Annotated in this window: 12 protein-coding genes; 8 read left to right on the top strand and 4 right to left on the bottom strand. The window is 73.6% G+C overall.

The genetic code is table 11. The features are described from left to right. Positions 1-73 precede the first annotated feature (73 nt). On the top strand, positions 74-772 hold the full coding sequence (locus tag ACZ402_RS06070; protein ID WP_375825958.1) for a GTP pyrophosphokinase: 699 nt from the start codon (positions 74-76) through the stop codon (positions 770-772). A 51-nt stretch (positions 773-823) separates the two neighbouring features. Here the strand turns inward: ACZ402_RS06070 and ACZ402_RS06075 are convergent, their stop codons facing one another. Together ACZ402_RS06075 and ACZ402_RS06080 are read right to left on the bottom strand one after the other, a co-directional pair. Next, a complete protein-coding gene (locus tag ACZ402_RS06075) occupies positions 824-1,630 on the bottom strand; it encodes an ABC transporter permease (protein ID WP_375825944.1) in 807 nt (268 codons plus the stop codon). Further along, on the bottom strand, positions 1,627-2,598 hold the full coding sequence (locus tag ACZ402_RS06080) for an ABC transporter ATP-binding protein (RefSeq protein WP_375825945.1): 972 nt from the start codon (positions 2,596-2,598) through the stop codon (positions 1,627-1,629). The genes ACZ402_RS06075 and ACZ402_RS06080 overlap by 4 nt, the downstream gene beginning before the upstream one ends. A 175-nt stretch (positions 2,599-2,773) precedes the next feature. On the opposite strand from ACZ402_RS06080, the gene ACZ402_RS06085 reads away from it, so the two are divergent. Then, the gene (locus tag ACZ402_RS06085; protein WP_375825946.1) at positions 2,774-3,973 is read left to right on the top strand and encodes a histidine kinase; all 1,200 of its coding nucleotides are present in this window, start codon (positions 2,774-2,776) and stop codon (positions 3,971-3,973) included. Further along, entirely contained in the window at positions 3,970-4,638 is a 669-nt protein-coding gene (locus ACZ402_RS06090) for a response regulator (RefSeq protein ID WP_375825947.1), read from the top strand. Before ACZ402_RS06085 ends, ACZ402_RS06090 begins: the two co-directional genes overlap by 4 nt. Positions 4,639-4,644: 6 nt before the next feature. Here ACZ402_RS06090 and ACZ402_RS06095 read toward each other — a convergent pair whose 3' ends face one another. Then, on the bottom strand, positions 4,645-4,947 hold the full coding sequence (locus ACZ402_RS06095; protein ID WP_047233722.1) for a DUF1905 domain-containing protein: 303 nt from the start codon (positions 4,945-4,947) through the stop codon (positions 4,645-4,647). A 140-nt stretch (positions 4,948-5,087) separates the two neighbouring features. On the opposite strand from ACZ402_RS06095, the gene ku reads away from it, so the two are divergent. From ku to ACZ402_RS06110, 3 genes are all read left to right on the top strand, one after another. Beyond that, positions 5,088-6,098, top strand: a complete 1,011-nt coding sequence (gene ku / locus ACZ402_RS06100; protein ID WP_375825948.1) for a non-homologous end joining protein Ku — start codon at positions 5,088-5,090, stop codon at positions 6,096-6,098. Positions 6,099-6,226: 128 nt separating this feature from the next. Then, positions 6,227-6,679, top strand: coding sequence for a VOC family protein (locus tag ACZ402_RS06105; protein ID WP_375825949.1), 453 nt, complete (start codon positions 6,227-6,229; stop codon positions 6,677-6,679). 134 nt (positions 6,680-6,813) lie between these two features. Next, positions 6,814-8,295: a hypothetical protein gene (locus ACZ402_RS06110; protein WP_375825950.1), complete on the top strand. Its 1,482-nt coding sequence runs from the start codon at positions 6,814-6,816 to the stop codon at positions 8,293-8,295. Positions 8,296-8,383: 88 nt separating this feature from the next. Here ACZ402_RS06110 and ACZ402_RS06115 read toward each other — a convergent pair whose 3' ends face one another. Then, on the bottom strand, positions 8,384-9,013 hold the full coding sequence (locus ACZ402_RS06115; protein WP_375825951.1) for a TetR/AcrR family transcriptional regulator: 630 nt from the start codon (positions 9,011-9,013) through the stop codon (positions 8,384-8,386). A 203-nt stretch (positions 9,014-9,216) separates the two neighbouring features. Between ACZ402_RS06115 and ACZ402_RS06120 the strand changes: the two genes are divergently transcribed. Together ACZ402_RS06120 and ACZ402_RS06125 are read left to right on the top strand one after the other, a co-directional pair. Then, positions 9,217-10,779 carry an MFS transporter gene (locus ACZ402_RS06120; RefSeq protein WP_375825952.1) on the top strand — a complete coding sequence of 521 codons (1,563 nt, stop codon included), beginning with the start codon at positions 9,217-9,219 and terminating at the stop codon, positions 10,777-10,779. A gap of 97 nt (positions 10,780-10,876) precedes the next feature. Then, positions 10,877-12,736 (top strand): metallophosphoesterase family protein, encoded by a 1,860-nt coding sequence (locus ACZ402_RS06125; protein ID WP_375825953.1) that lies wholly within the window; start codon positions 10,877-10,879, stop codon positions 12,734-12,736. The last annotated feature ends 27 nt before the right edge of the window (positions 12,737-12,763 follow it).

Raw genomic sequence — 12,763 nt, forward strand, 5'->3', positions numbered from 1 at the left:
GACGCACCTGACGACCGACGACGTCCCACCGTCCGGGGAGATCCGTCCGCGGGTGCGCGAGTTCCGCCGGCTGATGATGACGTACAAGTTCGGCATCGACGAGGTGATGACCAAGATCACCGTCCTGCGCGACGAGTTCCGGCACATCCACGACTACAACCCCATCGAGCACCTCGGCTCACGCCTGAAGTCGATCGACTCGATCTTCGCCAAGGCCCAGCGCAAGGGGATCCCGCTCACCCCGGAGGGCGTCCGGGAGAACATGTTCGACGTCGCGGGCGTGCGCGTGACGTGCAGCTTCGTCTCCGACATCTACCGGGTGCGCGACATGCTCGTCGGCCAGCGCGACCTCACCGTGCTGGAGGAACGCGACTACATCGCGCACCCCAAGGGCAACGGCTACAAGAGCCTGCACCTCATCGTGAAGGTACCGGTCTTCCTCTCGGACCGGGTCGAGGACGTCGTCGTGGAGATCCAGCTCCGCACCATCGCGATGGACTTCTGGGCGAGCCTCGAGCACAAGATCTACTACAAGTACCAGCGCGACGTGCCCCAGCACCTCACCGACGCCCTCAAGCTCGCGGCCGACGTCGCGGCGACGCTCGACACGACCATGGAGCGCATCCACGACGAGGTCCGCGAGCTGGACGGCGCGGGAGAGCCCGTCGAGACGACGGACGCTCTCGTGTCTCCGCGCGAGATGGTCGAGAGCTTCATGCGCACGGTGCAGGTCGCGGACGAGGCGTTCCACGAGCGCCGCCGCGACGGCTGACGCCGCCCACCCCAGCGGGGGCGAGCGGCGACGGCCGGCGGGGGTGCGGGCTCAGGTCCAGCGGAACCAGCGCGCGGCGCCGACGGTGCCGACGACGACCGCGCCACCGAGCGCGACGAGGTGGGAGACCTCGACGGGCTGCCCTGCCCACGCGTCACCGAGCGCCTGCACCGCGGCGCCGAAGGGCAGCAGCTCCCCGAGCCGTGCCACCGGCTCGGGAAGGTTCGACACGTCGCCGAACATGCCCCCGGTCGCCCCGAACGCGAAGAACGCGACGAGACCGAGCGCGAGCGCGGCGTTGGGGGTGGGCGCGACGGCGGCCACGAGCATCCCGACCGCGTACATCGCCGCCGACGCCAGGGCGAGCACGGCGAGCGCGACCCCCGGGGACGCCGGGAGCCGCGCGTCGAAGGCGACCGTCGCGACGACGAGCGCGAGCGCGACGCCCCCGACGGTCTGGGCGACGCTCACCACGACCTGCGCGACGAGCACCATGGCGGGCGACGCGGGCGTGACGGACAAGCGCTTGAGCACCCCGGACCGCCGGTAGTAGGCGAGGAAGCTCGGCATGTTGATGACGCCGATGATGCCGACGACGATCGCGAGCACGACCGGGATCACGAAGACGTCGAACGCCGTCCTTCCCCCCGAACCCGGAAGGACTATCGTCGTGGCGTCGCTGACGCCGTACATGACGAGGATCAGCACGGGCATGCCGAACGGCATGACGAGACCGGCGGTGTCGCGCACGACCATCCGGGCCTCGGCGCCGACGAGGGCGACCCACGCGCGCGGCCCGGGGCGGTGCGGGGTGCGCCGCCCGGACGGCGTCGTGACGGCGGGCGCGGTGGTGGTCATGCGGCCTCCTCGGTCGGGGCGGTCGTCGCGCGGGGATCGCCCGTCGGGACCTCGGTGAGCGGGCGTCCGGTCAGCGCGAGGAACGCGTCGTCGAGCGTCGCGCGCTCGAGCCGGGTCTCGGTCGCGACGACGCCTGCGCGCACGAGCGCGGTGCTCACCTCCTGGAGCAGGTCGCCGTGCCCGGTCACCACGACCTGCTCCCCGCGGACCGCCACCTCGTCCACGCCGGGGACCCGGTCCAGGAGGGCGGGCGGGAGCGGTTCCGCGACGCGGAAGCGCACGCGCTGGTCCAGCCCGGCGCTCGCGACGAGGCCCGCCGGGGTGTCGTGCGCGACGACGCGACCGCTCTCGATGAGCGTCACGCGGTCGCACAGCCGCTCGACCTCCTCCATGAGGTGCGAGACGAGGAGCACGGTCGCGCCGCCGTCGCGCAGACCCTCGACGACGCCCCACACCTGGCGGCGGGCCTGCGGGTCGAGGCCGGTCGTGAGCTCGTCGAGGATCACGACGCGCGGGTCCCCGACGAGCGCGAGGACGATCGCGACCCGCTGCTGCTGGCCCCCCGAGAGCCGCTCGTAGCGCACGTCGCGCTGCTCCTCGAGCCCCAGCGTCGCGACCAGCTCGTCGGGGTCGCGGCCCGCGGGGTAGAACGTGCGGTAGAGGTGCGCGAGCTCGCGCACCGTCAGCGCGCCGTGTAGGAACCCCGACTGGAGCTGCACCCCGAGCACCTGACGCACCGCGGCACGGTCCGTGAACGGGTCGAGGCCGAGCACCCGCACGGACCCGTGGTCGGGGCGGCGCACGCCCGCGACCATCTCGACCGTCGTCGTCTTCCCCGCCCCGTTGGGACCGAGGATCCCCAGGACCTCGCCCTCGACGGCGACGAGGCTGACGTCGTCCACCACCGTCGTGGTCCCGCCCCTGCGGCGGTAGTGCTTCGTGAGGTTCCGTGCGTCGACGGCGTCCATGTCGTCCTTCCTGCTCGTCCGCTGCGTCCGTGCGACCGGTCGGGGCGTCCTGCACCTGCCGGCCTCCTCCGACGCTAGGGACCGCACGGACCGTCCCGCGCGTGCCGGTCGTCACCGACCTCACCCATGACTTCCGGCACGTCGCACCCGCCTAGGGGATCCGTAGGGTGGGGGGATGCGACGGACCGACCCGGAGGTGTGGGCGGGCATCGCGATGCTCGTCGTGATCCTCGGCATCGGGGCGCTCGTCCCGATCGCCGCCCCCGACGCCCTGACGCTCCCCGTCGTGGCCTGGCTCGCGGTGTTCGCGGTGTTCGTCCTGGCCACCGTCGGGATCGTCCTCGGGTCGGGCTTCGCCACGCCCCGCGCGTACACGCTGCTGGGCGCGCAGGTCGTGCTCGTGGGGACGCTCGTGCTCACGGCGCCCGGCGCGGGCTGGCTCCCGATCCTGCTCGTCGTCGTCGCGGCGTTGAGCGTGTACGTGGTGCCCGTGCCGGTCGTCGCGGTCGTCGTCGCGGTGAACGCCGTGGTCGTCGGTGCTGCCGTCGGGCTGCGCGGCTCGGCGACCGACGCCCTGCTCACCGCGATGATCTACCTGCTGCTCCAGGTCGCGAGCGTCGGCTCGACGCTCGCCTTCCAGCGCGAGCGGCGCATGCGCGAGCAGCTCGCCGTCGCGCACGTCGAGCTGCGCGCGGCGGCCGTGCTGCGGGACGAGTCGACGCGCTCCGACGAGCGCCTGCGGATCGCGCGCGAGCTGCACGACGTCCTCGGCCACCAGCTCACCGTCCTCGCCCTCGAGCTCGAGACGGCGAGCCACCAGGACGGCGGCCGGGCGCGCGAGCACGTGCTGCGGGCCAAGGACGTCGCCCGTGAGCTGCTCGGCGACGTCCGGGCCACGGTCGGCGAGCTGCGGCGGCAGGCGCCCAGCCTGCAGGAGTCGCTCGGCGCGCTCGTCGAGCGGGTGACCGTGCCGCGCGTGCGAGTCGCCGTCGACGACGACGTCACGGTCGACGAGGACCAGACGGTCGTGCTCGTGCGCGTGGTCCAGGAGGCGCTGACCAACGCGATCCGGCACGCCGAGGCGACCGTGCTCGACGTCGTCGTCAGCGCCGACGAGGGTCGGGTGCGGCTCGTCGCCCAGGACGACGGGTGGGGCGCCGCGCGCGTGGAGCCGGGCAACGGGCTGCGGGGGATCGAGGAGCGGGTCCGCGCCGCCGGCGGGACCGTCCGAATCGACGGGCGGAACGGGTTCCGGGTCGAGGTCGAGCTCGACCCCGTGCGGCGGAGCGTCGTCGAGCGCCGCCACGTCGAGGGCGAGGGCCGGGCCCTCGCGCACGGCCCCGGACCGGTCGGCTCGACCGTGACCGGAGCATGAGCGAACCCGTGGTGCGCGTCCTGCTCGTCGACGACCAGACGCTCGTGCGGCAGGGGATCCGCAGCCTCCTCGAGCTCGCGCCGGACATCGCCGTCGTCGCCGAGGCGGAGGACGGGATGACGGCGCTCGCGGCCGTGCGCGAGCACGAGCCCGACGTCGTCCTGCTCGACCTGCGCATGCCGCGCCACGACGGCATCTGGGCGCTCGAGGCGATGGCCGAGAGCGGGCACGACGTCCCCGTCCTCGTGCTCACGACCTTCGACGACGACGCGCTCGTGCTCCGCGCCCTGCGGGCAGGGGCACGGGGGTACCTGCTCAAGGACGTGACGCTCGATCAGCTCACGGGCGCCGTCCGCACGCTCGCCTCCGGCGGCACCCTCGTGCAGCCGTCGATCACCGACCGGCTCCTCCGGGCGGTGCGAGCCGGGACCTTCCCCGCCGACGACCTGGACGACGGCACCGGCCCGGTGCAGGAGCTGACCGACCGCGAGCTCGAGGTGCTCCGTCTCGTCGCCGCAGGCTTCTCCAACCGCGAGATCGCGCACGCGCTCTTCCTCGCCGAGGGGACCGTGAAGAACCACGTGTCGACCGTGCTGCTCAAGCTGGGGACGCGCGACCGCACGCGCGCCGTGCTGCGCGCGCTGCACGTCGGCCTGCTCGGCTGACGCCGGTCAGAGCAGCGTCTCGACGCCGATCGTCACGCGGTCGCCGACGTCGACGCCCTCGGCGCGGCGTACCGCGGCCTTGATGGGGACGACGAACGTCTTGCGCTGCGCGTCGGGGAACACCGACGTCGACCAGCGCTGCGCCCCGAGCGTCACCTCGACCTTGACCGAGCCGAAACCCGCGGGCGGGAGCGGCAGCTCCGCGATCTCGTCGCTTACGTCCTCCGGCAGCGCGGCGAACACCCAGCTGTCGGTGCGCGCCTCCCACCGCCACAGCTCTGCCTCGAACTCGAACCTCGTCCCCGCCACGAGACCATGGTGCCGCGAGCCACCCACACGCGCGCCGCCGTCGTCCGGCGGGCCGCGGACGTCTCCCGGACGCCGCCCGGGCGCCGTCCCGCGTGCCGCCACCCCTCGCGGGCTCGCGGGCGGGGCGCCACCATGGACGGATGAGGGCCATCTGGAAGGGCGCCGTCACGTTCGGCCTCGTCAACGTCCCCGTCAAGGTGTACTCCGCGACGGAGGACCACGACGTGCCGCTGCACCAGGTGCACGACAAGGACGGCGGGCGCATCCGCTACCGGCGCGTGTGCGAGATCGACGGCGAGGTCGTGCCGTACGAGCACATCGACAAGGCCTACGACGACGGCGAGAGCACGGTCGTGCTGACCAAGGAGGACTTCGCCGCGCTGCCCGCCGAGCGCAGCCGCGAGATCGAGGTCGTCGAGTTCGTGCCGAGCGAGCAGATCGACCCGCTGCTGCTCGACCGCAGCTACTACCTGGAGCCCGACTCGAAGTCCAACAAGGCGTACGTGCTCATGCGGCGCACGCTCGAGGAGACCGACCGGACGGCGATCGTGAAGTTCGCGCTGCGCCAGCGCACGCGGCTCGCCGCGATGCGCGTGCGCGACGACGTGCTCGTCCTCCAGACGCTGCTGTGGGCCGACGAGGTGCGCGAGGCCGCGTTCCCCTCGCTCGACGACGAGGCGAAGGTGACGGACAAGGAGCTCGCCATGTCCGCGCAGCTCGTCGCGAGCTTCGAGGCGGACTTCACGCCCGAGGAGTACGAGGACGACTACCAGGTGCAGCTCCGCCAGCTCATCGAGGCCAAGCTCGAGCAGGGCGACGCGCTCGACACCGCCGAGACGTTCGGCGAGCAGCCCGAGAAGGGCGAGGGCGCCGAGGTGATCGACCTCATGGAGGCGCTGCGCAAGTCCGTCGCGTCCTCGAAGAGCAGCCGCGCCGGCGGGTCGGGGTCGTCCGGTGGGTCGACGGCGAAGGGCGGCTCGGGCCGCAAGGCCGCCTCGTCGTCGGGCAAGGGCTCCTCCGGTTCCCGGGCCAAGGGCGGTGGCGCGAAGGACGAGGGCTCGAAGCCCGCGGCCAAGAAGACCTCGGGCCGCTCGTCGTCCTCGAAGGAGAAGACGACGGCGAAGACGACGCGGAAGAAGGCGTCCGCGTAGGTCGGTCCCCGCCGTCCCCGCCCACCCGACGCGGGGCCAGGGGCGCGCGATGAGTTCGGCCCCCGGGACGCGTCGGAACCGGTGGGTGGTCGTCCGGCCGCCCGCGAGACCGACGAAGCGAGACGACGATGCGCGCGATCGTGCCGAGCCTGTGGTTCGACGGCAACCTCGAGGAGGCCATCACCTTCTACGCGAGCGTCTTCCCCGACGCGGAGGTCGGCGACGTGTTCCGCCAGCCCGACGGCACGGCGGTGTCGGCCGACTTCGAGCTCGCGGGGCACCGGTTCGCCGCCATCAACGGCGGCCCGCAGTTCCCGTTCACCGAGGCGGTGTCGTTCGTCGTCGAGTGCGAGTCGCAGGCCGAGGTCGACGAGTACTGGGCGGCGCTCACCGACGGCGGCCAGGAGTCGCAGTGCGGCTGGCTCAAGGACCGGTTCGGGCTGTCGTGGCAGGTCGTCCCCGTCGAGTTCCTCGCGATGCTGCAGGACCCGGACCCCGCCCGTGCCCAGCGCGTCGTCGACGTGATGATGACGCAGGCCAAGCTCGACCTGGGACCGCTGCGAGCGGCTTACGACGGCTGATCCACCGGCCGCTCCCGGTCCCGGCCGCACAGGCGGTTCGTCGGGGATGTCCAGGTCGTGCCCAGGTCTGGTTGAATGCGCTCGACATCTCCGCCGACGGCGTCCGCCGTCCCTCGTGAAGGACCACGAACCGAGTGAAGAAGCTCCTTGCCGGCACCGTGGGGACGGTGCTGGCCCTCGGCGGCATCTCCGTCGCCACGGCAACCCCCGCAGCCGCCGCCGTCCCGGACGTCCAAGCCGGCTGCTCGTCCCTCTACGTCACGCTCGACGGATACCCGGACGGTACGGCGTTCGTCGCGACCGTCGACGGCGAGACCGTCGACGACGTCGTCTTCGACGGGCATCACACTCTCTGGTACGACGTCGACGGCTCGGTCGCGCACGACTGGAGCGTCGTCGTCGACGCCCCTGGTGACGTCGACGAGGACTTCTCGGACGGCGGTACGACGACGCCGTGCGGAGAGCCGCCCAGCGACTGGTTCTCCGCTGACGCGTACTGCGGGAACCTCAACGTCTCGCTCGGCGGCTTTCCTGCCGGCTCGGCGGTCACCGTCGCGGTGGACGCCGAGGTCGTCACCGAGGGCATCGTCGACGGGTACGGCTCCTACTGGTTCGGCACCCGGCTCGACGAGTGGTCGGGCCAGGCGTGGCAGGTCGTCGTCGACGCGGAGGACGACGCCTTCGACCGCGACGAGTCGGGCGTCTCGTCCTGCGGTTCGGGCGGCGAGATCGTCGTGCCCGAGACGCCCCCGGCCCTGACGGACTGCGCGGCGACGCCGCAGGACGTGCACCTCCCGCTCGACACCGCGCAGGTCTCGTACACGCGCGGCGACGGCGGCATCGTCGCGACGGCGGCGGCCGGGTACGAGTTCCCCGGCGGCGCCGGGACGACGGATGAGTGGCGAGGTCTCGGGGACGGACGGCTCCTCCTCGAGTGGCACTCCGTCGTGCGGCCGCGGTGTGCGCTCGAGGTCGTCTCGGTGACCCCGGTGTGCGAGGCCGGCGAGCCGTTCGTCGACATCGCCGTCGACCCCCCGGCGGGAGTGGACGAGAGCTCGTTCCTCATCTCGTGGGAGGGGCCGAACACCGGGTACGACGTCGTGTACGGAGACGCCGGCTTCGGCCACCCGTGGGTCACCCGTGAGCCCTGGCCGGGGTTCGTCACGCACGGCGACGGTACGGTCTCGCCGGCCTACGACGAGACGTGGAGGCTCGACGACATCGATCTGGTGCTCGGCGCGTCGGCGTGGGTCGACGGGTGGGCGTACTCACGGTCCTACGGGGCTGTCTGGGAGGACGCACCGACGGCCGACCCGTGCGCCGACGACCCCGGGCCGCACTTCTCCGTCGACGTGAGCCCGCGCTGGCTCGCGGGCAAGCTCTATCTCAGCGTGCGCGTGCTCAACGAGGGTGACAGCACCGCGGACGTGAGCGTCGTGACGCCGTTCGGGCGCAAGCACTTCCCGCGCGTCGCGGCGGGGGCGAGCGCCTACCAGGCGTTCGCCGTGCGCACGACGGAGCCGGTCGAGGGCCAGGTGGACGTCTCGTTCGCCGCCGACGTCGACGGTGAGCAGGTCACGCGGGAGCGTTCCGTGGCGTTCTCGTTCGGCGGGTAGCGGCAGGCAGCACCCCCGGGATCCGGAGGCCCGGTGGCGCGTCGACAGGCGTGCCACCGGGCCTCCGGCGTCGCGGGACGGTCCCGGCTCAGGCGGTCGACGGGCGGCGCAGCGCGACGAGCTCGTCGAGGAGCCGGAGGAGGTCGTCGACGTCGTCGCCGGGTCGGGGCCCGCGGAAGGCGAGGTCCTCCTCGGGGACGCCGTCGCCGTCGTCGGTCTCGGCCGTGCCGCCCGTGACACGGCCGAGCACGTCGCTGCTCAGCGCGGCGTGCGCGTAGAGCCCGTCGCTGAGCAGGACGATCGCGCGCGCGACGACGGGGTCGCCGACCTCGTCGAGGACGGCGCGGGTCCAGGCGTCGTGCGCGCCGTCGAGCGCGGCGCGGGCGCGCGGGTACGACCCCTGCGCGAGCCGGGACACGGCGAGGTAGACGAGCTCGAACTCGGTGTCGACGAGCGTCGAGGTGCGGATGAGGTAGTCGACGGCGCCCGCGGGCGCGGCGCGCATCGTCTCGACGTCGGCGGCGGTGAGCTCGCGCAGGTGCTCGGTGAGACCGTCGGCGAGCGCGTCCTTGGAGCCGAAGTGGTAGAGCAGCCCGCCCTTGGACACCCCGGCGCGCTCGGCGACGGCCTCGAGCGTGGCGGCGCGCTCACCCTGCTCGACGAGGAGGGACGCGAACGCGCGCAGGACCTTGGCGCGGGCGGCGGGGGGCGGTGGCATGGTTCCGAGGGTAGTGGGAGGGCACGGCGCACCGGCCGTCCGGACGGAGCGGCGCTCGCTCGGACGGCGGCGGTGCGCAGCGTCACACCGTCCTCGGGATGACGGCGAGCGTCGAGATCGTTACTGTACCGTCTGGACGGTTTGGAAGTTCGGCGCCACCGCGCCGCCCCGACCGCCCGCAGAACGTGGAAGGACCTCTCGCCGTGACGACCCCCGTGACGACGACCCCGACGGCCACCCCGGCCGCCCAGCACGCGCCCGCGACGCGCGGGCCCGTGCGCGGCGCAGCCGGCCGCTGGTTCGCGCTCGCCGTGCTGATGCTCCCGGTGCTGCTCGTGTCGATCGACAACACCGTGCTGAGCTTCGCGCTGCCCCAGATCTCCGAGTCGCTGCGCCCCAGCGGGACGCAGCTCCTGTGGATCATCGACATCTACCCGCTCGTGCTCGCCGGCCTGCTCGTGCCGATGGGCTCCTTCGCCGACCGCGTCGGCCGCCGCCGGCTGCTCCTCGTCGGGGCCGTGGGGTTCGCGGCCGTGTCGGTCGTCGCCGCCTACGCGCCGACGGCCGGCGCGCTCGTCGCGTCCCGCGCCGCTCTCGGCTTCTTCGGCGCGATGCTCATGCCGTCGACGCTCTCGCTCCTGCGCAACGTCTTCGTCGACCGCGAGGAGCGACGTCTGGCCATCGCGATCTGGGCGGCCGGTTTCGCCGCCGGGTCGGCCCTCGGCCCGATCGTCGGCGGGTTCCTGCTCGAGCACTTCTGGTGGGGCTCGGTCTTCCTCCTCGCCGTCCCGGTGCTCGTGCTGCTGCTCGCGCTCGCACCGTTCTTCGTGCCCGAGTCGCGCGATCCCGCCCCGGGCCGCATCGACGTCCTGTCGATCGTGCTCGTCATGGCGACCATGACCCCCGTCGTCTACGGCATCAAGATGCTCGCCAAGTCCGGGGTGAGCACCCTCGCGGTCGGCAGCGTCGTCGTCGGGCTGGTCGCCGGGACGCTGTTCGTGCGCCGCCAGCTGCGCCGGCCCGACCCGATGATCGACGTGCGGCTCTTCACCCACGGCGCGTTCAGCGGCGCCGTGCTCGTCAACCTGCTGTCGGTGTTCTCGCTCGTCGGGTTCCTGTTCTTCGTCTCCCAGGACGTGCAGCTCGTGCTCGGGCTCACCCCCATGCAGGCGGGTGTCGCGCTCCTGCCCGGCCTGCTGGTCATGATCGTGGCGGGCCTGGGCGTCGTGCGGGTCGTGCGCCGGGTGCGACCCGCGCACGTCGTCGCCGTCGCGCTGCTGTTCTCCGCGGCCGGTTACGCGGTCGTCGCCGCGGGCGCGGGGGAGAGCACCCTCCTGCTGCTGGTCGTGGCGTTCGTCGTCCTGTCGCTCGGCGTCGGTGCGGCGGAGACCGTGTCGAACGACCTCATCGTGTCGTCCGTCCCCGCCGCCAAGGCGGGCGCGGCGTCCGCGATCTCCGAGACCGCGTACGAGGTCGGCGCCGTCCTCGGCACCGCCGTGCTCGGGAGCATCCTCACCGCGTCGTACCACGCGAACGTCGTCGTCCCGGCGGGCGTCCCCGCGGCCGACGCCGTCGCCGCGGCCGAGACGCTCGGCGGCGCCACCCAGGTCGCGTCCACCCTGCCCGCCGGGCAGGCGCAGGCGCTGCTCGACTCCGCGCACGCCGCGTTCGGCAGCGGCGTGGGCACGACGTCGCTCATCGGGGTCGTGCTCATGCTCGTCGCCGCGGGCGTGGCGCTCGTCACGCTGCGGGGCGCGAAGTCCTGACGACGCCACGCACCGCGCGTCCCGCCGCACCCTCGCGGCGGGGCGCGCGGCGCTCGCGGTTGGCGACGGGAGCCCGGATCCGGGAGGCTGGGCGGTGATGAGCCGTCCGCACCGCACCCCGCCCCGCTGGGTCCGCTGGACCCTCGCCGTCCTGCTCGCGCTCGTGCCGTGCGTCGTGTGGGGGGTCACGACCGCGACCGCGGAGCGCAGCCTCGGCCCGCACGAGGCGCTCTACGAGGTCACGACCAACGGCCTCGTCACCGTCGACCTCGGCCCGCTCGGCACCATCCAGATCGACTCCCCGCTGCCGCTCGGCCTCGGCGCCGACGTCACCGTCGAGGAGATCCCCGCCGACCTCACCGCGGTCGGGCAGGCGGACACGCTCGAGGGCCTGTCGCAGGACCTCGAGGACTACCTGCGCTTCTTCGGCGGCCCGCAGGAGACGATCGGCTCCGTCGCGCGAGCCCTCGTCGTCGACGCGCTGCGCCGGACGGGCTTCGCGATCCTCGTCGTCGCGGCCGTCGGTGCGGGGCTCTACCTGCTGCTCGGCCCGCCGCGCCGCCGCGAGCTCACCGAGCGGGTCGCGCCGCGCACGTACGAGATCACGGCGGGCGTCGTCCTCGTGTCCCTCGTCGCCGGGTCGCTCGTCGCGAGCGACCCCGGCACGACGACCGGCCCGTCCCAGCGTGCGTCCGCCGTGTTCGACGGGACGCCGCTCGAGGGCGCGCGCATCACCGGCCGGCTCGCGGGCGTCGTCGACACCTACGGCGCGATGCTCATCGACCTGTACCGCGAGAACGAGGACTTCTACGCGCGCGCGGACGCCAACCTCGTCGCGGCCTGGGACCGACGCGACCGCATCCAGCGCCTCACCGCGCCGCGCCCCGCGGCCACCGCGACGTCCGACGACGAGCCGTCGCCCGACGACGCGACGTCGCCCGAGGGGACCCGCGCCACGGGGGACGAGGACGGGGCGACCGACGCCCCGCCGTCGGGCACCGGCGACGAGGACGCGGGCGGCGAGGTCTCCGGCGCGGAGGGCTCGGCCGACGCCGAGGCGACGGAGGAGCCCGCTCCGGAGCCCGCGGCCGAGGAGGACCTCGTCACGCTCCTGGTCGTGAGCGACCTGCACTGCAACACGGGCATGGCGCCGCTCATCCGGACCGCGGCCGAGCGGTCGGGCGCGTCCATCGTGCTCAACGCCGGGGACACGACGATGAACGGCACGGCGGTCGAGTCGTTCTGCGTCGACTCGTTCGCGTCCGCGGTGCCGAAGGGCGCGACCATGGTCGTCTCCGACGGCAACCACGACAGCGTCGAGACCTCGGCGCAGGAGCGCGCCAACGGACAGACCGTGCTGGACGGGAAGGTCGTCGAGGTCGAGGGGATCCGCATCCTCGGCGACCGCGACCCGCTCGAGACGCGCCTCGGCCTCGGCAGCCAGCCGCCCCGCGAGGAGACGCCCGAGGAGTACGCCGCGCGCCTGACCGAGGTCGCGTGCGCGGAGCAGGAGGACGGCGACGGCATCGACCTCCTCCTGATCCACACGCCGCGCATGGGGAACGAGGCGCTCGACTCGGGCTGCGTCCCGAACCAGATCTCCGGTCACATGCACACCCGCTCCGGGCCGGCGCGGATGGGCGGCGGCGTCCGGTACGTGAGCGGCAGCACCGCGGGGGCCGTCAAGGACCAGCTCCGGATCGGCCCGCTCAAGGGCACGGCCGAGATGACGGTGCTCCGCTTCGACCCCGAGCGGCGCCGCATCGTCGACTGGCAGCTGGTGCAGATCGGGACCGACGAGTCCGCCAAGGTCTGGCCGCGCATCGCCTGGCCCACGCCGTCGGGCGTGCCGGTGGTCGAGGAGCCCGCGGGTGACGACGGCGGCGAGGAGGGCGTCGAGGGCGGGGACGTCCCCGCCGACGAGCCGACCGACGGCGCGCCCGCCACCGAGGGCTGAGACGGCGCGCGTCGGTCCTCGCCGCGC

This window comes from Cellulosimicrobium sp. NPDC030954, assembly GCF_055571305.1.

What these genes read in the sequence shown, in the direction of transcription:
- ACZ402_RS06070 (WP_375825958.1), top strand. Translation starts at nt 74, where the DNA reads ATGATGACGTACAAGTTCGGCATCGACGAGGTGATGACCAAGATCACC.
- ACZ402_RS06075 (WP_375825944.1), bottom strand. Translation starts at nt 1,630, where the DNA reads ATGACCACCACCGCGCCCGCCGTCACGACGCCGTCCGGGCGGCGCACC.
- ACZ402_RS06080 (WP_375825945.1), bottom strand. Translation starts at nt 2,598, where the DNA reads ATGGACGCCGTCGACGCACGGAACCTCACGAAGCACTACCGCCGCAGG.
- ACZ402_RS06085 (WP_375825946.1), top strand. Translation starts at nt 2,774, where the DNA reads ATGCGACGGACCGACCCGGAGGTGTGGGCGGGCATCGCGATGCTCGTC.
- ACZ402_RS06090 (WP_375825947.1), top strand. Translation starts at nt 3,970, where the DNA reads ATGAGCGAACCCGTGGTGCGCGTCCTGCTCGTCGACGACCAGACGCTC.
- ku (WP_375825948.1), top strand. Translation starts at nt 5,088, where the DNA reads ATGAGGGCCATCTGGAAGGGCGCCGTCACGTTCGGCCTCGTCAACGTC.
- ACZ402_RS06105 (WP_375825949.1), top strand. Translation starts at nt 6,227, where the DNA reads ATGCGCGCGATCGTGCCGAGCCTGTGGTTCGACGGCAACCTCGAGGAG.
- ACZ402_RS06115 (WP_375825951.1), bottom strand. Translation starts at nt 9,013, where the DNA reads ATGCCACCGCCCCCCGCCGCCCGCGCCAAGGTCCTGCGCGCGTTCGCG.
- ACZ402_RS06125 (WP_375825953.1), top strand. Translation starts at nt 10,877, where the DNA reads ATGAGCCGTCCGCACCGCACCCCGCCCCGCTGGGTCCGCTGGACCCTC.